General features: G+C 65.9%; 19 protein-coding genes. 12 read left to right on the top strand and 7 right to left on the bottom strand.

Annotation, left to right across the window (positions count from 1 at the left end; all coding sequences use genetic code 11):
* The first annotated feature begins 144 nt into the window (after nucleotides 1-144).
* The 9 genes from AC3FKG_RS02420 (at nucleotide 145) to AC3FKG_RS02380 (ending at nucleotide 9,892) form a co-directional block, all read left to right on the top strand.
* Nucleotides 145-765: an outer membrane protein assembly factor BamE gene (locus AC3FKG_RS02420; protein ID WP_488742411.1), complete on the top strand. Its 621-nt coding sequence runs from the start codon at nucleotides 145-147 to the stop codon at nucleotides 763-765.
* 88 nt (nucleotides 766-853) lie between these two features.
* Entirely contained in the window at nucleotides 854-1,651 is a 798-nt protein-coding gene (dapB, locus tag AC3FKG_RS02415; protein WP_488742326.1) for a 4-hydroxy-tetrahydrodipicolinate reductase, read from the top strand.
* Nucleotides 1,652-1,828: 177 nt separating this feature from the next.
* On the top strand, nucleotides 1,829-4,450 hold the full coding sequence (leuS, locus tag AC3FKG_RS02410; protein ID WP_488742325.1) for a leucine--tRNA ligase: 2,622 nt from the start codon (nucleotides 1,829-1,831) through the stop codon (nucleotides 4,448-4,450).
* A gap of 45 nt (nucleotides 4,451-4,495) precedes the next feature.
* Nucleotides 4,496-5,002: an LPS-assembly lipoprotein LptE gene (locus AC3FKG_RS02405; protein WP_276098459.1), complete on the top strand. Its 507-nt coding sequence runs from the start codon at nucleotides 4,496-4,498 to the stop codon at nucleotides 5,000-5,002.
* Between the two features lie 20 nt (nucleotides 5,003-5,022).
* Nucleotides 5,023-6,081, top strand: coding sequence for a DNA polymerase III subunit delta (gene holA, locus AC3FKG_RS02400; protein WP_488742324.1), 1,059 nt, complete (start codon nucleotides 5,023-5,025; stop codon nucleotides 6,079-6,081).
* Between the two features lie 72 nt (nucleotides 6,082-6,153).
* Nucleotides 6,154-7,434, top strand: coding sequence for a glutamate-5-semialdehyde dehydrogenase (locus tag AC3FKG_RS02395; RefSeq protein ID WP_488742323.1), 1,281 nt, complete (start codon nucleotides 6,154-6,156; stop codon nucleotides 7,432-7,434).
* Between the two features lie 65 nt (nucleotides 7,435-7,499).
* A complete protein-coding gene (locus AC3FKG_RS02390; RefSeq protein ID WP_483709240.1) occupies nucleotides 7,500-7,922 on the top strand; it encodes a CopD family protein in 423 nt (140 codons plus the stop codon).
* Nucleotides 7,923-7,959: 37 nt separating this feature from the next.
* Nucleotides 7,960-8,565 carry a DsbA family protein gene (locus tag AC3FKG_RS02385; RefSeq protein ID WP_483709239.1) on the top strand — a complete coding sequence of 202 codons (606 nt, stop codon included), beginning with the start codon at nucleotides 7,960-7,962 and terminating at the stop codon, nucleotides 8,563-8,565.
* 70 nt (nucleotides 8,566-8,635) lie between these two features.
* On the top strand, nucleotides 8,636-9,892 hold the full coding sequence (locus tag AC3FKG_RS02380) for a THUMP domain-containing class I SAM-dependent RNA methyltransferase (protein WP_483709238.1): 1,257 nt from the start codon (nucleotides 8,636-8,638) through the stop codon (nucleotides 9,890-9,892).
* Between the two features lie 27 nt (nucleotides 9,893-9,919).
* On the opposite strand, the gene AC3FKG_RS02375 is transcribed toward AC3FKG_RS02380, so the two are convergent.
* The 6 genes from AC3FKG_RS02375 to AC3FKG_RS02350 form a co-directional block, all read right to left on the bottom strand.
* Nucleotides 9,920-10,966, bottom strand: a complete 1,047-nt coding sequence (locus tag AC3FKG_RS02375; RefSeq protein ID WP_483709237.1) for a response regulator — start codon at nucleotides 10,964-10,966, stop codon at nucleotides 9,920-9,922.
* A gap of 116 nt (nucleotides 10,967-11,082) precedes the next feature.
* Nucleotides 11,083-12,558 (bottom strand): NAD(P)(+) transhydrogenase (Re/Si-specific) subunit beta, encoded by a 1,476-nt coding sequence (locus AC3FKG_RS02370; RefSeq protein WP_483709236.1) that lies wholly within the window; start codon nucleotides 12,556-12,558, stop codon nucleotides 11,083-11,085.
* Nucleotides 12,558-12,881: an NAD(P) transhydrogenase subunit alpha part 2 gene (locus AC3FKG_RS02365; RefSeq protein WP_211945740.1), complete on the bottom strand. Its 324-nt coding sequence runs from the start codon at nucleotides 12,879-12,881 to the stop codon at nucleotides 12,558-12,560. The genes AC3FKG_RS02370 and AC3FKG_RS02365 overlap by 1 nt, the downstream gene beginning before the upstream one ends.
* Before the next feature lie 83 nt (nucleotides 12,882-12,964).
* The gene (locus tag AC3FKG_RS02360) at nucleotides 12,965-14,098 is read right to left on the bottom strand and encodes an HAD family hydrolase (protein WP_483709234.1); all 1,134 of its coding nucleotides are present in this window, start codon (nucleotides 14,096-14,098) and stop codon (nucleotides 12,965-12,967) included.
* A gap of 4 nt (nucleotides 14,099-14,102) precedes the next feature.
* Nucleotides 14,103-14,465 (bottom strand): aspartate 1-decarboxylase, encoded by a 363-nt coding sequence (panD, locus tag AC3FKG_RS02355; RefSeq protein ID WP_483709233.1) that lies wholly within the window; start codon nucleotides 14,463-14,465, stop codon nucleotides 14,103-14,105.
* A gap of 60 nt (nucleotides 14,466-14,525) precedes the next feature.
* Nucleotides 14,526-15,647 (bottom strand): Re/Si-specific NAD(P)(+) transhydrogenase subunit alpha, encoded by a 1,122-nt coding sequence (locus AC3FKG_RS02350; protein ID WP_483709232.1) that lies wholly within the window; start codon nucleotides 15,645-15,647, stop codon nucleotides 14,526-14,528.
* 244 nt (nucleotides 15,648-15,891) lie between these two features.
* Between AC3FKG_RS02350 and AC3FKG_RS02345 the strand changes: the two genes are divergently transcribed.
* Nucleotides 15,892-16,383, top strand: a complete 492-nt coding sequence (locus AC3FKG_RS02345; protein WP_483709231.1) for an NUDIX hydrolase — start codon at nucleotides 15,892-15,894, stop codon at nucleotides 16,381-16,383.
* Nucleotides 16,380-17,468: a tRNA 2-thiouridine(34) synthase MnmA gene (gene mnmA / locus AC3FKG_RS02340; protein WP_488742322.1), complete on the top strand. Its 1,089-nt coding sequence runs from the start codon at nucleotides 16,380-16,382 to the stop codon at nucleotides 17,466-17,468. The genes AC3FKG_RS02345 and mnmA overlap by 4 nt, the downstream gene beginning before the upstream one ends.
* A gap of 58 nt (nucleotides 17,469-17,526) precedes the next feature.
* Here the strand turns inward: mnmA and AC3FKG_RS02335 are convergent, their stop codons facing one another.
* Nucleotides 17,527-18,141, bottom strand: coding sequence for a glutathione S-transferase family protein (locus AC3FKG_RS02335; RefSeq protein WP_483709229.1), 615 nt, complete (start codon nucleotides 18,139-18,141; stop codon nucleotides 17,527-17,529).
* 374 nt (nucleotides 18,142-18,515) lie between these two features.
* Between AC3FKG_RS02335 and purB the strand changes: the two genes are divergently transcribed.
* Nucleotides 18,516-19,892 (top strand): adenylosuccinate lyase, encoded by a 1,377-nt coding sequence (gene purB / locus AC3FKG_RS02330; protein WP_483709228.1) that lies wholly within the window; start codon nucleotides 18,516-18,518, stop codon nucleotides 19,890-19,892.
* The last annotated feature ends 157 nt before the right edge of the window (nucleotides 19,893-20,049 follow it).

The following is a 20,049-nucleotide window of genomic DNA, read 5'->3' as shown; positions in this document are numbered from 1 at the left end:
TAAGGGTTTTGGCGACAAAAGTCGCCCGGTGCCAAGGCCAGCGAAGGCGGCTTCAGCCCGCCGGATGCCGTGGCAGATCAGGCAGCCGCCGCACGGCGGAAATGTCCCTGCCGGCACTTTCCTTTCCCTCTGGAAGCGAGATCAATGCGTTCATCCCGTTCGTCTGCCATGCGCCCGACGCTGGTGTTTTCTCTGCTGGCCGTCGCACTTCTGGCCGGCGCCTGCTCGACCTACGACTCCACCTCGCGCAAGGTCGCCAACGTCATCACGCCGTACAGGATCAATATCGTGCAGGGCAACTTCGTCTCGCGCGAGGCGGCTTCGCAACTGCACGAGGGCATGACCCGCGACCAGGTCAAATTCCTGCTGGGCACGCCGCTGCTGACCGATGTCTTCCATAGCGATCGTTGGGAGTACGTCTTCTCGTTCCGCCGCGGCAATACGCCGGTCGTGCAGCAGCGCCGCTTCACTGTCTTTTTCGATGGCGACAAGCTGGTGAAGTTTGGCGGCGACGAATTGCCGTCCGAATACGAGCTGATTGCCGAAATTGACGGCATGAAAAAGGCCCTGAAAGAACAGAAGCCCGGTATCGGCGGAAGCTCGGGCACGCAGGCGGCGGCGCCCGCGCCCGCGCCCGCGTCAGCACCAGCTGTCCCGCAAGAGACAACCGCGGCACCGGCCGACCAATCAAGTGCAGTGCCAGCCGCTCCGACAGCAACGCCCGCCGTATCCACGCAAGCGGAACCGGCAGCGCAGCCGAACTGACGCGCACCGCTGCGGCCCTGCCGCGCACCTAGATTGCCGGCCGGCGCTCTGCGACCGGCCGTTTTCCGATATCGCCAGGTAAAACACCATGAACATCGCCATTGCTGGCGCATCCGGCCGCATGGGCCGCATGCTGATCGAACACGTTCTAGCCACCGAAGGGATTTCGCTGTCCGGTGCGCTCGACCTGCCGGGCTCGCCCGCGCTGGGCCAGGACGCCGGGCTGCTGCTGGGCCGCCATACCGGCGTGGTGATCACGGACGACCTCGACGCCGGCTTGGCCGGCGCGGACTGCCTGATCGATTTCACCCGCCCCGAAGGCACGCTGGTCCACCTTGCGGCCGCCAAGCGCCTGGGCGTCAAGATGGTGATCGGCACGACCGGCTTCGATGACGCCGGCAAGGCTGCCCTGGCCGACGCGGCCAAGTCCGTCGGCATCGTCTTCGCCGCCAATATGAGCGTGGGCGTCAACGCCACCTTCAAGCTGTTGGAAGTGGCGGCAAAGCTGCTTTCCACCGGTTACGACATCGAGATCATTGAAGCGCATCACCGCTTCAAGGTCGACGCCCCGTCGGGCACGGCGCTGAAGATGGGCGAAGTCGTTGCCGATGCGCTGGGCCGCGACCTCAAGACGTGCGCCGTCTACGCGCGCGAAGGCCACACCGGCGAACGCGATCCGAATTCCATCGGTTTTGCCACCGTGCGCGGCGGCGATATCGTCGGCGACCACACCGTGATGTTCGCCGGCATCGGCGAGCGCATCGAGATCAGCCACAAGTCTTCGAGCCGCCAGTCTTATGCCGATGGCGCCGTGCGCGCGGCCCGCTTCCTGGCCGACAAGGCGAATGGCCTGTTCGACATGCAGGATGTGCTCGGCCTGAAGTAAGACCAGGCCCGGCGGCGTGGCCGTGATGGCCCGGCCGCACGGTTATAATCAGCTTCTTTCGCATTGCACGACTGGCGGGCGCCCTCAGAGCGGGCGCCCGCTGTCTGCCTTCCTGTCCCCCGGATGCGGGCCTTCCAGACGCCGCGCAGACCGTTGTCCTGAACGTTGTCCCCGACCATGCAAGACAAATATCTTCCTTCCGCCGTTGAACAAGCCGCCCAGCAGCACTGGCAGGCGATCGACGCCTACCGCGTGCCCGAGCATGCCACCGGCCCCGACGGCAAGGAGAAGCCCAAGTTCTACGCCTGCTCGATGCTGCCGTATCCGTCGGGCAAGCTGCACATGGGACACGTGCGCAACTACACCATCAACGACGTGATGGCGCGTTATCTGCGCATGAATGGCAACAATGTGCTGATGCCGATGGGCTGGGACGCCTTCGGCATGCCGGCGGAAAACGCGGCACTGAACAACGGCGTGGCGCCGGCCGCCTGGACCTACGACAACATCGCTTACATGAAGAAGCAGATGCAGTCGATGGGCCTGGCCATCGACTGGTCGCGCGAAGTCGCCACCTGCAGCCCGGACTACTACCGCTGGAACCAGTGGCTGTTCCTGAAGATGCTGGAGAAGGGCATCGCCTACCGCAAGACGGGCACCGTCAACTGGGATCCGGTCGACCAGACCGTGCTGGCCAACGAGCAGGTCATCGACGGCCGCGGCTGGCGCTCGGGCGCCGTCGTCGAAAAGCGCGAGATCCCGATGTACTACCTGCGTATCACCGACTACGCAGAAGAGTTGCTGGGCGACCTGGACAACCTCGGCTGGCCCGAGCGCGTCAAGATCATGCAGCAGAACTGGATCGGCAAGAGCGTGGGCGTGCGCTTCGCGTTCAAGCATGACATCCAGGGCGATGACGGCAAGCTGATCAACGACGGCAAGCTGTATGTGTTCACCACGCGCGCCGACACGATCATGGGCGTGACGTTCTGCGCCGTGGCCGCCGAGCACCCGCTGGCCACGCATGCTGCCGCGAACAACCCCGAACTGGCCGCCTTCATCGACGAATGCAAGCACGGCTCGGTCATGGAAGCCGACATGGCGACCATGGAGAAGAAGGGCATGCCGACCGGCCTGCAGGTCACGCATCCGCTGACCGGCGAGCAGGTCGACGTGTGGGTCGGCAACTACGTGCTGATGAGCTACGGCGACGGCGCCGTCATGGGCGTGCCCGCGCACGACGAGCGCGACTTCGCCTTCGCCAACAAGTATCAACTGCCGATCAAGCAGGTCATCGACGTCAAGGGCCAGCCGTATTCGACCGAAGCCTGGCAGGAGTGGTACGGCGACAAGGAAAACGGCGTCTGCATCGAGAGCGGCAAGTACAACGGCCTCGGCTACCAGGCCGCGGTCGAGGCGATTGCCGCCGACCTCGGCGCGATGGGCCTCGGCGAGAAGAAGGTGACGTGGCGCCTGCGCGACTGGGGCATTTCGCGCCAGCGTTACTGGGGCACGCCGATCCCGCTGATCCACTGCGACAGCTGCGGCGTGGTGCCCGTGCCCGAGCAGGACCTGCCCGTGGTGCTGCCCGAGGATCTGGTGCCGGACGGCACCGGCAACCCGCTGAACAAGGACCCGCGCTTCCTGCAGTGCACCTGCCCGTCTTGCGGCAAGCCCGCGCGCCGCGAGACCGACACGATGGATACGTTCATCGATTCGTGCTGGTACTACATGCGCTATACGTGCCCGGACGCGACCACGATGGTCGATGCCCGCAACGACTACTGGATGCCGATGGACCAGTACATCGGCGGCATCGAGCACGCGATCCTGCACCTGCTGTACGCGCGTTTCTGGACCAAGGTCATGCGTGACCTGGGCCTGGTCAAGTTCGACGAACCGTTCACCAACCTGCTCACGCAGGGCATGGTGCTCAACGAGACCTACTACCGCGAAGATGCCGCTGGCAAGAAGACCTGGTACAACCCCGCCGACGTCGACGTGCAGACCGATGAGCGCGGCCGCCCGCTGGGCGCCACGCTCAAGGCCGACGGCCAGCCGGTGGTGATCGGCGGCGTCGAGAAGATGTCGAAGTCGAAGAACAACGGCATCGACCCGCAGGCCCTGATCGACCAGCACGGCGCCGACACCGCGCGCCTGTTCGTGATGTTCGCCGCGCCGCCGGAGCAGCAGCTCGAGTGGAGCGGCTCGGGCGTGGAAGGCGCGTCGCGCTTCCTGCGCCGCGTGTGGAACTACGGCTATGCCAACGCCGCCGCCGTGCGCGATGGCGCCGGTGCCGCGCCGACCGCGGAAGACGCGGACCTGCGCCGCGAGATCCACAGCGTGCTCAAGCAGGCCAACTACGACTACCAGCGCATCCAGTACAACACCGTGGTGTCCGCCACGATGAAGATGCTGAATGCGCTCGAGGGTGCCAAGAGCGCCTCGCCGGCCGCGCGCCGCGAGTGCTTCGGCATCCTGCTGCGCGTGCTGTACCCGGTGGTGCCGCACATCACGCACGGCCTGTGGGAAGCGCTGGGCTATGCCGCCGCCGCCGGCGACCTGCTCGACGCCCCGTGGCCGCTGGTCGATGAAGGCGCGCTGGTGCGCAGCGAGATCGAACTGGTACTGCAGATCAACGGCAAGGTGCGCGGCAGCTTGACCGTGCCGGCCGATGCCGACCGCGCCGCCATCGAGGCCGTGGCCGCCGCCAGCGAGACCGTGGCCAAGTTTGCCGAGGGCAAGGCGCCCAAGAAGATCGTGGTCGTGCCTGGCCGGCTGGTCAACGTGGTGCTGTAAGCGCAGGGATCGGAAACCGATAAGCGGATGAAGGAATCGCCGAGAATGGATCGACTGGACAAGGGCCGCCGCAAGCTGCTCGCTGCCATGCTGGCTACCGGCCTGCTGGCGGGCTGCGGCTTCCATATGCGCGGCAATGCCGACTTCGCGTTCAAGCGGCTCTACATCGGCATTCCGCCCAATACGCTGATGGGTTCGGATCTGCGCCGCGCGATCCGCGGCGGTTCGGACACCGTGATCGTGGCTGACCAGAAAGAGGCCGATGCGCTGCTCGACGTGCTGCAGGACACGCGCACCAAGACCATCCTGTCGATCACGACCGAAGGCGTGGTGCGCGAATACCGCCTGACGCAGCGCTTCAGCTTCCGCCTGCGCGATGCCGCCGGCAAGGAACTGATTCCGCCGTCGCAGCTCATCCTCACGCGCGACCTGACGTACAACGAAGCCAACACGCTGGCCAAGGACTACGAAGAGCAGCAGCTCTACCGCGACATGCAACGCGACATCGTGCAGCAGCTGATGCGCCGCCTGGCCGCGGTCAAGGCCATCTGAGTACGGGCCATCGCACCGGCATGCAGCTCAAGCTAGACGGACTCGACGCCCACCTGCGGCAGGCCAAGGCCAAGGGCCTGGCACCGCTGTACGTGGTCCATGGCGATGAGCACCTGCTGGTGCTCGAGGCCGTCGACCGCCTGCGCCAGACCGCGCGCGAGGCCGGTTTCTCCGAGCGCGACGTGCTCGTGGCCGAGCGCAATTTCCACTGGAGCCACCTGGTCGAGGCGCAGCAGTCGATGTCGCTTTTCGGCGACCGCAAGATCGTCGAACTGCGCATTCCCTCGGGCAAGCCGGGCAAGGACGGCGGCGAGGCGCTGCGCGCCGTGGCCGCCCAGCCCTCGCCCGACGTGGTGATGCTGGTGACACTGCCGCGGCTCGATTTCGCCGCGTCCAAGTCGGCATGGTTCCAGGCGCTGGAAGGCGCGGGCGTATCGATCAAGGTCGATTCCGTGGACCGTACGCGCCTGCCGGCGTGGGTGGGGGAGCGCCTCGGGCTGCAGCAGCAGCGCGTGGAAGGCGGCGAGCCCGGCCGGCGCGCGCTGCAGTTCATCGCCGACAAGGTCGAAGGCAACCTGCTGGCCGCCCACCAGGAAATCCAGAAGCTCGGCCTGCTGTATCCGCCCGGCGAACTGACGTTCGACCAGGTGCACGATGCGGTGCTCAACGTGGCCCGCTACGATGTCTTCAAGCTGTCCGAGGCCATGCTGGGCGGTGACGTACCGCGCCTGGTGCGCATGCTCGAAGGGCTGCGCGGCGAGGGCGAGGCCACGGTGCTGGTGCTGTGGGCGCTGACCGAGGAAATTCGCGTATTATCCAAGGTCCGGCAAGGCATTGCGGCCGGCAAGCCCGCCGCCGTGCTGATGCGCGAGCTGCGCGTCTGGGGCCCGCGCGAACGCCTGGTGCCGCAGGCCGCGCAGCGGCTGACGCAGGCGCGGCTCGATGCGGCGCTGGCCATGGCGGCGCGGCTGGACCGGCAGGTGAAGGGTCTGTCCGACCTGCCGCCACCGGGCAGCGGCCCGTTGCCGGCGGAGCCATGGGATGGCTTGCAGCAGCTGGCGCTGATGATCGCGCGCTGATCCTTGCCCCGCTCTCCCGCTCGCGGGAGAGAAGAAACATTCTCAGACGGCCGTCGTCTGAAGGCCACGAACATGACCGAGCTCGACCTCAACCAATACATGGACCGCGTCGGCCGCCAGGCACGCGCGGCATCGCGCGCCATGGCGCGTGCCTCCACCGCCGACAAGAACCGCGCGCTGCTGACCATCGCAGCGGCGATCCGCCGTGACGCCGACAAGCTCAAGGCCGTCAACGCGCGCGATGTCGAGCGCGCCCGCGCCAATGGCCAGGACGCCGCCTTTGTCGACCGCCTGACGCTGTCGGACAAGGCCATCAAGACCATGGCCGAGGGGCTGGAGCAGATCGCCGCGCTGGCCGACCCGATCGGCGAGATCTCGAACATGAAGTTCCGCCCGACCGGCATCCAGGTCGGACAGATGCGCGTGCCGCTCGGCGTGATCGGCATCATCTACGAGTCGCGTCCCAACGTGACCATCGACGCGGCGGCGTTGTGCCTGAAGTCGGGCAATGCCACGATCCTGCGCGGCGGTTCGGAAGCGATCGAATCCAACACCGCGCTGGCCGCGCTGGTGGCCGAAGGCCTGGCCAGCGCCGGCCTGCCGCCCGAGGCCGTGCAGGTCATCGGGACCACGGACCGCGCAGCGGTCGGCCGCCTGATCACGATGACCGAGTATGTCGACGTGATCGTCCCGCGCGGCGGCAAGAGCCTGATCGCGCGGCTGATGGAAGAAGCGCGCGTGCCGATGATCAAGCACCTGGACGGCATCTGCCACGTGTTCATCGACGCCGACGCCGACCTCGACAAGGCCGTGCGCGTCTGCGACAACGCCAAGACCCAGCGCTACGCGCCGTGCAACACCATGGAGACGCTGCTGGTGTCGCAGGACATCGCCGCGCGCGCGCTGCCGCCGCTGTGCCGCATATACCAGGAAAAGGGCGTCGAGCTGCGCGTCTGCGCGGCCACCCGCGCCACGCTGGAGGCCGCGGGCTTTGGCGGTCTCGTCGATGCCACCGAGGACGACTGGCGCCTGGAATACCTGGCCCCGATCCTCGCCATCAAGACGGTGCCGGGGCTGGATGAAGCCGTCGCGCATATCAACGAATACGGTTCGCACCATACCGATTCGATCATCACCGAGAACTACTCGACCGGCATGCGTTTCATCCGCGAGGTCGATTCGGCCAGTGTGATGATCAATGCGTCGACGCGTTTTGCCGATGGCTTCGAATACGGCCTGGGCGCGGAGATCGGCATCTCCAACGACAAGCTCCACGCACGTGGCCCGGTGGGGCTGGAAGGGCTGACTTCGCTGAAGTACGTGGTGTTCGGCCACGGCGAGATCCGCACCTGAGAATCGAGGGCGGGCCAGCCTTGCCCGCCGCAAAGAACAACAACTACTGCCGCACGCGTCGCTGAATGCTCTGGGTCAAAGCGCTTCATATCGTCTTTGTCGTGTCCTGGTTTGCCGGCCTGTTCTACCTGCCGCGCATTTTCGTCAACCTGGCCATGGAGACCGAACCCGCCAGCACGCAGCGACTGCTGCTGATGGCGCGCAAGCTGTACCGCTTCATGACCATGCTGGCCGTGCCGGCGGTCGTGTTCGGGTTGTGGCTGTACCTTGGCTATGGCATCGGCCGTGGTCCGGGGCAGGGCTGGATGCATGCCAAGCTGGCGCTGGTGGTGGTGCTGATCGGCTACCACCACGGCTGCGGCAGGCTGCTGAAGAAGTTCGAGGCGGGCGGCAACACGCGCTCGCATACCTTTTACCGCTGGTTCAACGAACTGCCCGTGCTGGTGCTGCTGGCGGTGGTGATCCTGGTGGTGGTCAAGCCGTTCTGAAACCTGGTCCGTCGGGACTCTCCCAATCGAGCGAAAGATGAGCAAGCAGGTCGATTACTATTTCTCGCCGCAGTCTCCGTACGTCTACCTCGGGCATGAGCGCTTTGCCGCCGTCGTGGCCAGCCACGGCGCCCTGGTCAACCTGAAGCCATGCGATCTCGGCAAGGTGTTCTCGGTGTCGGGCGGCCTGCCGCTCGCGCAGCGTCCGCCGCAGCGCCAGGCGTACCGCCTGGTCGAGCTGGCGCGCTGGAGCGAGTTCCTGGGCAAGCCGCTGAACCTGCAGCCGACGTATTTCCCGGTGTCCGGCGACCCGGCCAGCAAGCTGATCATCGCGACCCAGCTCGCGCATGGCACGGCGCGCGCCATGCAGCTACTTGGCGCGATTGGCACGGCACTCTGGGCGCAGCAGCGCAATATCGCGGATGCCGCCACGCTCGCGCAGCTGGCCGACGAGGCGGGTCTCGACGGCGCCAGCCTGCTCAAGGCCGGCGACGGGCAGGCCGTGCTGGCCGCCTACGCGCAGAACACGCAGGACGCGATCTCGGCGGGCGTGTTCGGCGCCCCGTGGTACGTCTATGATGGCCAGCCCTACTGGGGTCAGGACCGGCTCGACTTCCTCGACCGCGCACTGGCGGCCGCTTGAACCGTCGCCTAGGCTAATTTGATTCCCGTCCGCCACGGCGGACGTTTTTGTTTGCAGGAAACCTGAATCCATGACCCAAGCTTTCTTTGCTCCCTGCCCGCGCGGCCTCGAGGGCGCGCTGGCCGAAGAACTGCGCGAGATCGCCGCGCGGCCCGGAATGGCGTCGGTGGCCCCGTTCGAGGTGCATCGCGAAGTGCCGGGCGGCGTCAGCTTTTCGGGCGAACTGGCGGCCGCGTATGCCGTCAACCTGCATTCGCGCATTGCCAGCCGCGTACTGATGCGCGTGGCCGCGCGCGGCTACCGGCACGAGGACGACATCTACGCGCTGGTGCGCAACCAGCGCTGGGAACAGTGGTTCTCGCCGGACGAGTCGATCCGCGTGGACCTGACCTCCACCAAGTCCCAGCTGCGCAGCCTGAACTTCACGGCGCTGCGCATCAAGGACGGCATTTGCGATGGCATGCGCGAACGCCTGGGCGCACGGCCCAGCGTGGATACCGTGAGCCCGGATGTGCGCATCTATGCCCACCTGACGGAGTACGACTGTACGCTGTACATCGATACCACCGGCGAGCCGCTGTTCAAGCGCGGCTGGCGCATGGAGAAGGGCGAAGCGCCGCTGAAGGAGAACCTGGCAGCGGGCATCCTGCGCCTGGCCGGCTGGGTGAAGGGACAGACCAACCGCCCGTTCTATGACCCGATGTGCGGCAGCGGCACATTCCTGATCGAAGCCGCGCAAGTGGCGCTGGATATCGCGCCGGGCGGCAGCCGCAGCTTTGCCTTTGAATGGCTCAAGGGTGCGGACACGAAGGCCTGGCAGAAGCTCAAGTCGGACGCGCAGCGCGCGCGCATGCTGGCATCGACCGAGGGCCTGCAGATTGCCGGATCGGACATTTCTACCGACATGCTGGCCATGGCGCATGCAAACTGGACGCGCGCCGGACTGCCCGACGAAGCCCGTACCAAGCAGGTGGATGCGCGCTTCGCGCAGCCGCCGTTCGCCGAGCCGGGCCTGATGCTGATGAACCCGCCCTATGGCGAGCGAATCGTGGTGCGCGGCGAGCGCCGCATGGCGCAGGACGAAATGCCGCGCGACGAGGCCGAGGAGGCCGCCGCCAACCAGTTCGCCAGCGCCTTCGCCACCACGCTCAAGCAGAACTTCGCGGGCTGGCAGGCCTGGGTCTTTACCGGGGATCTGTCGATGCCGAAGCGCCTGCGGCTGAAGGAGTCGCGGCGCACGCCGCTCTACAACGGCAATATCGAATGCCGCCTGTTCCGCTTTGACATGGTGCGGGGCGGCAACCGCGGGCCGCAGCAGCCGGCCTGACGGGCCGGCGCGATGGCCGCCTGAACCTCAGGGCCGCTTGCGGCCCGTCAGCGTGTCCGGGTTGCGCGCGAAGTCGGCCAGGAAGGCTTGCTGGCTGACCACCGGCTCCTGCAGCAGGTGGCGCGGCAGGTCGAACAGGGCGTAGACATATTCCTCGCGCCCCTCGCAGCGTTCGGCCGGCAGGCAATATTGCTCCCAGTCGACGCAGGCTGGCGTGTACATGCCGTTGCCGGGCCAGAAGAAGGGCACCAGGCGGCCTTCCCGCAGCCCTTCGATCAGCGCCGCCGGCGCGTCGTAGGCCTCGGCCGATTCCACCTGGCTCATCAGCCCTACGCGGGTTTCGATCACCATCAGCGTGGCATGGCCCTGCGCCGTCAGCATCAGGATGCCGACCGGATTGGGGTACAGGTAGTACTCGACAAAGCCATAGCGCGCGGTGATCTGCCGCACGCGCTCGGTCATGGCCGGATCCGACAGGAACGAGTACGAATGCCGCGTCAGCAGTTCGCGCAAGGTGCGCGACAGCGTGGCGAAGTACTGTTGCTGCAAGGCGTCAATTTCCTGGCTCAGGCGCTCGACCATATTGGCTTCGTGCTTTTTCACGTAGCGGTCGATCAGGCCATGGTTGAAGCCCTGCACGGCGATGCTTTCGTCCGCGGTGCCGGTCAGCAGGATGGTCTTGCACGGCAGGTCCTGCAGCGCCTGGCAGAATTCCAGCCCGTCCATCTGCGGCATCGAGTAGTCCACCACGATCACGCCCGGCTGCAGGAAGCGGTTGACGTCGTGGATCTGGCGGTGGATGCGGTCGATGTCGAGCTGCACGGTGCGCCGCTCGGTGAGGAAGGTCAGGTCGTCGTGCGTGACCCGCACCGGCAGGAAGGCGGGAAAGCGGGTGGCGTATGCGTCGCGGATCCACTGCAGCGCTTCGCGCGGGTCCGTGAACGTGACCACCGCGCGAGACGCGTCCATCTGGAAGGCCAGGCTGTCGATGAACGACTTGCTGTCATCGACCAGGACGGTCAGGATCGGGTGATGGAAAACCGACAGGTTCCGGTCGTGCGGGTTGAAGGTCATGGTGCGTTCGAGCCATGCGGCAACGCTGGGAATTCAGCGCAGGCCAGTATAACGCGCTGCCGCCACGGCGGGCGGCAACGCGTCGTATCCTGCACGGATTCCGGTCGATCGCGTGGTTAATCGACCGCCTTGAACATGTCCTCGACCACCTTCTTGGCGTCGCCGAACACCATCATGGTCTTGTCCATGTAGAACAGTTCGTTGTCCAGCCCGGCGTAGCCTGCGGCCATCGAGCGCTTGTTCACGATGATGGTCTTGGCCTTGTAGGCCTCCAGGATCGGCATGCCGGCGATCGGCGATTTCGGGTCGGTCTTCGCCGCCGGGTTCACCACGTCGTTGGCGCCGAGCACCAGCACCACGTCGGCCTGGCCGAACTCGCTGTTGATGTCTTCCATCTCGAAGACCATGTCGTACGGCACTTCGGCTTCGGCCAGCAGCACGTTCATGTGTCCCGGCATGCGGCCCGCCACCGGGTGGATCGCGTACTTCACGGTCACGCCCTTCTCGTGCAGCTTCTCGGTCAGTTCCTTGAGCGCGTGCTGGGCACGCGCCACGGCCAGGCCGTAGCCCGGCACGATGATGACCGTTTCGGCATTGCCCATCAGGAAGGCCGCGTCGTCGGCGGAGCCCGACTTCACGTTGCGCTGGGCCTGCGCGCCGGCCGCGCCCGCCGCTGCCGCTTCACCGCCGAAGCCGCCCAGGATCACGTTGAAGAACGAACGGTTCATCGCCTTGCACATGATGTACGAGAGGATGGCACCGGACGAACCGACCAGCGAGCCGGCGATGATCAGCATCGGGTTGTTCAGCGAGAAGCCGATGCCGGCGGCCGCCCAGCCCGAGTACGAGTTCAGCATCGACACCACCACCGGCATGTCGGCGCCGCCGATCGGGATGATGATCAGCACGCCGAGCACGAAGGCGATGGCCAGCATCACCAGGAACGGCAGCCAGTCCTGGGTCATGAAGAACGCGATACCGAAGCCGACCATCGCAACCGCCAGCGCCAGGTTCAGCATGTGCTGGCCGGGGAACACCACCGGTGCGCCCTGGAACAGGCGGAACTTGTAGCGCCCGGCCAGCTTGCCGAAGGCGATCACCGAACCGGAGAACGTGATGGCGCCAACGAAGCAGCCGATGAACAGCTCGATGCGGTTGCCGGTCGGGATCTCATGCGAGCCCGCAGGTGCGATGCCAAACGCCGAAGGCTCGGCCACTGCGGCCACGGCAATGAACACCGCGGCCAGACCGATCAGCGAGTGCATCGCCGCGACCAGTTCGGGCATCTTGGTCATCTCGACCTTCTTCGCCACATAGGCGCCGACACCGCCGCCCACCACCAGCGCGCCGAAGATCAGCGCCAGGCCCGAGGCGACCGAGGACTGCGCCGTGCCCGCCGCCAGGAACTCGTTCTTGAGCTTGATGATCAGCACCAGCGTGGTGACCACGGCAATGGCCATGCCGATCATGCCGAAGGCATTGCCCTTGCGGGCCGAAGCCGGATGCGAAAGCCCCTTGAGCGCCTGGATGAAGCACACCGAGGCGACCAGGTAGAGCAGGGTGACAAGGTTCATGCTGACGAGTTCGGTCATCACGCACCTCCCTTGGCACCGGCCTTGGCCTTGGGCTCTTTCTTCTTGAACATCTCCAGCATGCGCTGTGTCACCAGGAAGCCGCCGAACACGTTGACGGCGGCGAGAGCGACTGCCAGCGTGCCCATGATGCGGCCCGTGGCGCCCTCGGTGAGGCCGGCCGCCAGCATGGCGCCGACGATGATGATGGCCGAGATTGCATTGGTCACGGCCATCAGCGGGGTGTGCAGCGCGGGCGTTACCGTCCACACCACGTGGTAACCCACGTAGATCGCCAGCACAAAGATGATCAGGTTGATCACCGTGTGGTTCACCATCTCCATCGACTTCTCCTCCCTTGATTGAATCCTGGATGCCGCTTGCGTTGTCTGTTTTGGAATGCGAACGACCGGGATGTCGCGGGCCCTTAAGGCGCCTGCGCCCGCACTGGTGCCAGCGTTGCCGCCGCCGCGCCCGGGGCCGGGAACACACGGGCCCAGTCGCGCTTCATGCTCACCACGGTCCAGCCGCGTTCCGCCGCGGCTTTCAGCGACGCGCCGTCGTTTTCCGCATATGCGGATTCGCGCTCGGCGTCGTCATGGTTGACCAGCAGCTGGAACGACGGCCCCTTGCGCGCCTGCGAGTACGACAGCATGGCGATATCGCCCTTGCCGCCGACATTGCCGGCCGCGAACACCGGCCGCTTGCCGATCTGCAGCGCAATGTTGACCGGCTTCATCTGTTTGTCGTTGAAGCTTTCGATCTTCGGCTCGCGCCAGATTTCATTGTCGCGGCCACTTTCGCGGAACTGTGCGGCAAGCCGCGAACCGATCACCTGTTGCGGAGGAATGCCGTAGTACGACTGCGACACGGCGCGCATGAAGTCGGTCGTGCCGCCCGAACAGATCCAGGTCTGGTAGCCATGGGCACGCAGCAATGCCAGCACTTCCAGCATTGGCTGGTAGGTGCCTTCGCGCAGCGGCGCTTTGGATTTCGGGTGGCGCGCATTGGCGAAGTAGCGCCGCGCGTCTTCCTGGAAGGCGTCGAGAGAGGTGTTGCCGTAGAGCTCGTTGAGCAGGCGCACGGCGCCTGCCTCCCCGGTCGATTTGAAATAGGCCGCGGGGTCGGCCAGGAATTCCTTGTAGGGCGAACGACCGGCCAGTGCCGGTTCGGCCCGCGCGCGCTCCTGCGCGCGGCTGACCACAAACAGCAATTCCACCACCGGGTCTTCGCGCCACAGCGTGCCGTCGTTGTCGAAGACGGCGATGCGGTCTTCCGGCGCGACGAACTCGGGGCTGCCCGGCGTGGTGGTCTTGCTGACGAAATTCAGGATGGACTGCTTGGCTGCCCCATCGCGCCATGCGGGCAAGGGGTCGAGCAGCCTGGGGCCGCTGGTCGCGGCAGCGCTTGCGGAACCCGACGCACTGCCGCCGCCCGATGTCCCGCACGCCGCGCACAAGGCCAGCAGGCCGATGCCGGCCGCCTGCGCGAACCGCATGCCAAGACGGGCACGCCACGGTGCCGCCCTTGCTACGGAATTCCGACACAGGCTGGCCGTCATGGGCTTACACCTTCTTGATTTCCTTGATGCCGTTCTTCTCGTCGACCAGGATGATCTTCGGCTTGTACGTGGCGATCTGCTCCTCGGTCATCGGCGCGTAGGTGCAGATGATCAGATGGTCGCCGATATGCGCGCGGCGCGCGGCGGCGCCGTTGAGCGAGATCTCGCCGCTGCCGCGCCGGCCCTTGATGATGTAGGTGGAGAAGCGTTCACCGTTCTGCACGTTGTACAGGTCGATCTTCTCGAACTCCTTCATGTCGGCAGCTTCGAGCAGGTCCTCGTCGATGCCGCACGAACCCTCGTAGTGGAGGTCCGCCTGCGTCACGGTGACGCGGTGAAGCTTGGCGCGGAGCATGATGCGTTGCATGGGTGATACGTCCTTATCTTGATGCGGAATGCAGCCGGCGCCTGCGGGCGCCGGTAAGACTCACGCCGCCTTGCGCACGACTTCGCCGCTGTTGCACATCAGGCAGGCCGCGACGATGTCGTCTTCGAGGTTCAGCGTGAACTGGCCGTCCTTGTCGATGACCAGCTTGAGGAAATCCAGCACGTTGCGGGCATAGAGCGCCGAGGCGTCGGCCGCGACCATGCTGGCGAGGTTGGTGTGCCCGATCAGGGTGACGCCATTGCGCTCGACCACTTCGTCGGCCACGGTCAGCGGGCAGTTGCCGCCTTGCGCGGCGGCCAGGTCGACCACCACCGAGCCCGGCTTCATCTGCTGCACGGTGGCTTCCTGCAGCAGCACGGGCGCCTTGCGGCCCGGGATCAGCGCGGTCGTGATGATGATGTCGGCCTGCTTCGCCCGCTCATGCACCAGTTCGGCCTGGCGACGCATCCAGTCGGGCGGCATCGGGCGGGCATAGCCGCCGACGCCTTGCGCGATCTCGCGTTCTTCGTCGGTGATAAACGGCACGTCCAGGAACTTGCCGCCGAGCGATTCGATCTGTTCCTTCACGGCCGGGCGCACGTCCGAGGCCTCGATCACCGCGCCCAGGCGCTTGGCCGTGGCGATGGCCTGCAGGCCCGCCACGCCGGCACCGAGGATCAGCACGCGCGCCGCCTTGACGGTGCCCGCGGCGGTCATCAGCATCGGCATGAAGCGCTGGTAATAGTGCGCGGCGATCAGCACGGCCTTGTAGCCGGCGATATTGGCCTGCGAGGAGAGTACGTCCATGCTCTGCGCGCGCGTGGTGCGCGGCGCGGCTTCGAGCGCGAAGGCGGTGATCGATGCCGCCGCCATGCGCGCATTGTTCTCGACATCGAACGGATTGAGCATGCCCACCAGCACCGATCCCGGCTTCATCTGGGCCAGCTCCGCGGCTTCCGGCGCGCGCACCTTCAGCACCAGGTCGGCGCCAAGCGCCTCGGCGGCGCTGCCGATGGTGGCGCCGACGGCCTCGTAGGCGCTGTCAGGCTGGCTGGCCCGTACGCCGGCACCCGCCTGCACCACGACCTTGTGGCCCTGTGCGACATACTTCTTGACGGTTTCAGGGGTGGCGGCGACACGCGTCTCGCCGGCCCGCGTCTCCTGCGGGATGCCGATGTACATCGTCAATTTCTCCTTTGCTGGCGTCATATCTGATGGGCGGGCCGACGTCTGGCCCGTTGCGCGCCAACGGTTGTTGAAACCCGCAGCGCACAATTTTTTACGCAGCTTACAGGAATCCGACGATTATTGGTGACTGAGCGGTCGGGTATTGGAAGGGGGCCGCGAGAGGGTCGGACCGCCGCCGCCGCGCTGCACAATGCCCGCGCAACCGGTAAAATGCCGAATTGCCTAAAAAATGTGCATCATGCCACGTGACTGGAATGCCAGCGTGACGGTTGCCGCGGTCATCGAGCGCGGCGGGCGGTTCCTGCTGGTGGAAGAAGAAACCCGTGACGGCCTGCGGCTGAACCAGCCGGCGGGCCACCTGGATCCGGGCGAAAGCCTGATCCGCGCCGTCATCCGCGAAACGCTGGAAGAGACCGCGCACACCTTCGAGCCGCGCGCGCTTCTGGGCTGCTACATGGGCCGCGCGGCGTCGTCGCGCACCGATTCGGACGTGACCTATGTGCGCTTTGCCTTCACCGGCGACCTCGGCTCGCTCGACGCGGGCCGCCAACTCGATACCGGCATCGTGCGCACCGTCTGGATGAGCGCCGACGAGATCCGCGCCTGCCCCGAGCGCCACCGCACGCCGCTGGTGCTGGCCTGTATCGACGACTATCTGGCCGGCAAGCGCTTTGCGCTCGATGCGCTCTACACGCACCCGTCCGTCCTGGCCACCGGAGACGGATTGTGAGCGGCAAGCGGGTCGTGGTCGGCATGTCGGGCGGGGTCGATTCGTCGGTGACCGCGTGGCTGCTCAAGCAGCAGGGCTATGAGGTCATCGGCCTGTTCATGAAGAACTGGGAGGACGATGACGACAGCGAATACTGCTCCACGCGGCAGGACTGGCTCGACGTGGTGTCGGTGGCCGACCTGATCGGCGTGGATGTCGAGGCCGTGAACTTTGCCGCCGAGTACAAGGACCGCGTGTTCGCGGATTTCCTGCGCGAGTATTCCGCGGGCCGCACACCGAACCCCGACGTGCTGTGCAATGCCGAGATCAAGTTCAAGGCCTTTCTCGACCACGCCATGTCGCTGGGCGCGGAGACCATCGCCACGGGCCACTATGCGCGCGTGCGGCAGAACGCGGCGGGCCGTTTCGAGCTGCTCAAGGCGGTGGACCACACCAAGGACCAGAGCTACTTCCTGCATCGCCTGAACCAGGCCCAGCTTTCGCGCACGCTGTTCCCGCTGGGCGAGATGCCGAAGACCCGCGTGCGCGAGATCGCCGCCGAGATCGGCCTGCCGAACGCGAAGAAGAAGGATTCGACCGGCATCTGCTTTATCGGCGAGCGGCCGTTCCGCGATTTCCTGAACCGCTACCTGCCAACCAGGCCGGGGCCGATGAAGACGCCCGATGGCAAGGTGGTTGGCGAGCATATCGGGCTGGCCTTCTACACGCTCGGGCAGCGCAAGGGCATCGGCCTGGGCGGCAGCCGCGACGGCAACGGCGACGCGTGGTATGTGGCGCGCAAGGACATGGCCAGCAATACGCTGTATGTCGTGCAGGGCCACGATCATCCGTGGCTGCTCACGCGCACGCTGGCCGCGGCCGACCTGTCCTGGGTGGCGGGCGAGCCGCCTGCTGCCGGTGCCGCCATGGCGGCGAAGACGCGCTACCGCCAGAGCGATGCGCCGTGCGTGGTCGATGGGGTCGATGGCGAGACGCTCAGTCTCGCGTTTGCCAAAGCGCAGTGGGCGGTGACGCCGGGCCAGTCGGCGGTGCTGTATGACGGCGATGTCTGCCTGGGCGGCGGCATCATCCAGTCGGCGCAGTAAGCGTGCCCTGAAAGCGAAAAACGCTCGCGCAAGCGAGCGTTTTGCATTGGCGCCAGGTTCAAGCCGCCGGTGGCTCCGTGTCGATGAACGACTGGCGCTTGGCAAGTTTCTCCTGGTACGCCGCCAGGTTCGGATGGCGCTCGCGCCAGTGGATTTCCGGGAAGCGGAAATCCAGGTAGGACAGCGCACAGCCCACGGCCACGTCGGCGAGCGAATAGTGGTTGCCGCTGCACCACTGGCGATCGGCCAGGTCGTTCGACATGGCGGCCAGTGCGGCGTCGATCTTGCCAAGCTGGCGCTGCACCCAGCGCTCGCTGCGCTCGTGCGGTTCGCGCTGGGTGTTTTCCAGGCGCGCCAGCAGCGCGGCATCGAGCAGGCCATCGGCCAGCGCTTCCCAGCAGTGCACTTCCAGGCGTTCGCGGCCGCCTTGCGGAATCAGGCGGCTGACCGGCGTCAGCGTGTCGACGTATTCGACAATCACGCGCGAGTCATAGATCGAGCTGCCGTCCTCCATGACCAGGCAGGGCACCTTGCCGAGCGGATTGTATTGGCCGATCACCGTATCGGGTGACCAGACGTTCTCTTCGATCAACTGGTAGTCGATCTTCTTTTCCGCCATCACTACGCGCACCTTGCGCGCGTAGGGACTGGTCTGGGACGCGAACAGCTTCATTTTCTCCCCTCGAGCTTGTTATGAAGTGCATCGACGCTCGGCGGCAAGCGGCGCAGGAGTCCCTGGCTTTCAGCGCTTGCCCGATGCACTTCATAACAGGCTAGTGGAACGGCGAGCGCGAGTATACCCGCGCCGCATGGCGAACGAGGTCTCCCGCACGGATGCCCCATGGCCACGCTGTAGCGTTGCCCCGGGACGGCGGCATGGGTGGTAAAATCGCCCGTTGCGCGGCGCCGGCCCGTCAGCGCCGTTCGCCGCGGAACCCACGCGGTGCGGCGCATCGGCCGCTTGCCAGTTGCCCGCGGGGTGCCCCCCGCGCCTGGCGCGCTTGCGATCCAATCCCGTACTCCCCTCATTTTTCCCCGGTTGCCAGCATGTCCACCTCTTCGCTTTCGCCGCTCACCGCCCTGTCCCCCATCGATGGCCGTTATGCTTCCAAGGCCGATGCGCTGCGCGAATGGCTGTCCGAAGCGGCCTTCATGCGCAACCGCGTCAAGGTCGAAGTGCACTGGCTGATCGCACTGGCCCAGGCCGGCCTGCCCGACATGCCCAAGTTCTCCGCAGCCTCGGAAGCCGCGCTGCTGGCGCTGGTCGATAACTTCTCCGAAGCCGACGCAGCCCGCATCAAGGACATCGAAGCCGTCACCAACCACGACGTCAAGGCAGTCGAGTACTGGCTCAAGGAGCAGGTCAAGGGCAACGCCGAGCTGGAAGCGGCCAGCGAGTTCATCCACTTCGCCTGCACTTCGGAAGACATCAACAATACCTCGCACGGCATGATGCTCAAGGGCGCCCGCGAGGGCGTGGTGGTGCCGGCGCTCAAGCGCGTGCAGGCCCGCCTGGTGGAGCTGGCCAAGGCCAACGCCGCCCAGCCGATGCTGTCGCGCACCCACGGCCAGCCGGCCAGCCCGACCACGCTCGGCAAGGAAATGGCCAACGTGGCCGCGCGCCTGGCGCGCGCCATCGAGCGCATCGAACGCGTGGAGCTGCTCGGCAAGATGAACGGCGCCGTGGGCAACTACAACGCGCACCTGTCGGCCTACCCGACGTTCGACTGGGAAGCGTTTTCAAAGCAGGTCATCGAAACGCGCCTGGGCCTGACCTTCAACCCGTACACCATCCAGATCGAACCGCACGACTACATGGCCGAGCTGTTCGATGCCGTGGCGCGCGCCAACACCATCCTGCTGGACCTGAACCGCGACATCTGGGGCTATATCTCGGTCGGCTACTTCAAGCAGAAGACCAAGGCCGGCGAGATCGGCTCGTCGACCATGCCGCACAAGGTCAACCCGATCGACTTCGAGAACTCGGAAGGCAACCTGGGCCTGGCCAACGCGGTGCTGCGCCACCTGTCGGAGAAGCTGCCGGTGTCGCGCTGGCAGCGCGACCTGACCGATTCGACCGTGCTGCGCAATATCGGCGTGGCCTTCGGCTACAGCCTGCTGGCCTATGAGGCCTGCCTGCGCGGCCTGGGCAAGCTGGAAACCAACCCGGAACGCCTCAACGAAGACCTCGACAACTGCTGGGAAGTGCTGGCCGAGCCGGTGCAGACCGTGATGCGCCGCTTTGGCGTGCCCAACCCGTACGAGCAGCTCAAGGAACTGACGCGCGGCAAGGGCATCTCGCGCGAGGCACTGCAGACGTTCATCACCGGCCTGGCCATTCCGCAGGACGCCAAGGACCTGCTGCTGGCCATGACGCCGGCGAGCTACATCGGCAAGGCTATCGTTCTGGCCGAGCGGATCTGACGCGCCTCCTCGCTTGAAGCAAAAAAGCCACCCGATCGGGTGGCTTTTTTGCTTGTTTCGATCGGAATGGTGGGGGCATGCCCTGCGACAGAATGCCACTTCAAATCATTTGAATAACTTAATTAAGGACTGTCCTGCATCGGCGCACACTCCACCG

The sequence above is a fragment of the Cupriavidus sp. 22TCCZM04-2 genome (genome assembly GCF_057798895.1).
The sequence above is the reverse complement of the archived record's forward strand: the minus strand, read 5'-3'. Positions and strand labels throughout refer to the sequence as shown.